Source organism: Flavobacterium sp., from assembly GCF_003525665.1.
Lineage (GTDB): Bacteria > Bacteroidota > Bacteroidia > Flavobacteriales > Flavobacteriaceae > Flavobacterium.
The window spans coordinates 2,838-3,623 of sequence record NZ_DQDX01000080.1 but is presented as its reverse complement, the minus strand read 5'-3'; the positions used below and the strand labels follow the sequence as shown (position 1 = coordinate 3,623).

The window sequence follows — 786 nt, the reverse complement described above, 5'->3', positions numbered from 1 at the left end:
GGGAGTTTTTCCTTTCAATCAGGGCTAAATAATAAACTTTATACAAGAAAATATGAACTTCGAAAACATACTCGTTACTTCAGAAAACGGAATCGGTCAAATTACAATCAATCGTCCGTCAAAATTAAATGCGCTAAATGTAGCAACCATTCAAGAATTGCACACAGCTTTTGAAAATTTAGATGCCGATGCAGCAACCAAAGTAATCATCATCACTGGTGAAGGAGAAAAAGCATTTGTTGCTGGCGCAGATATATCAGAATTTGCTCATTTTTCTATAGAAGAAGGCGCACAATTGGCACAACAAGGACAAGAATTATTATTTGATTTTGTAGAAAACTTAAGAACTCCAGTGATTGCAGCCGTAAACGGATTTGCACTTGGCGGCGGATTAGAACTAGCAATGGCATGTCATTTTAGAGTAGCTTCAGACAATGCAAAAATGGGTTTACCCGAAGTTTCACTTGGTGTAATTCCGGGTTATGGAGGAACGCAACGTTTACCTCAACTAGTAGGAAAAGGTCGCGCGATGGAACTAATTATGACTGCTGGAATGATTGATGCAGAAACCGCAAAAACCTACGGATTGGTAAATCACGTTGTAGCACAAACAGAATTATTAGAATTTGTAAAAGGAATTGCTTCCAAAATTATGCGTAATTCTCCAGTTGCAATTGGTCAAGCAATTAAAGCCGTAAATGCAAATTTCAAAGATGGTGTTGACGGTTACAAAACCGAAATAAAATCATTCGGAAAATGCTTTGGAACCGAAGATTTTAAAGAAGG

At 37.5% G+C, this 786-nt stretch carries 1 protein-coding gene (cut by a window edge); it reads left to right on the top strand.

Annotated elements, in window-relative coordinates:
• Positions 1-52: 52 nt before the first annotated feature.
• Positions 53-786: the 5' portion of an enoyl-CoA hydratase-related protein gene (locus tag DIU01_RS05855; RefSeq protein WP_290832419.1), read on the top strand. 28 nt of this gene lie beyond the right edge of the window; the window shows 734 of its 762 coding nt (coding positions 1-734); its start codon is at positions 53-55; the stop codon falls past the right edge of the window.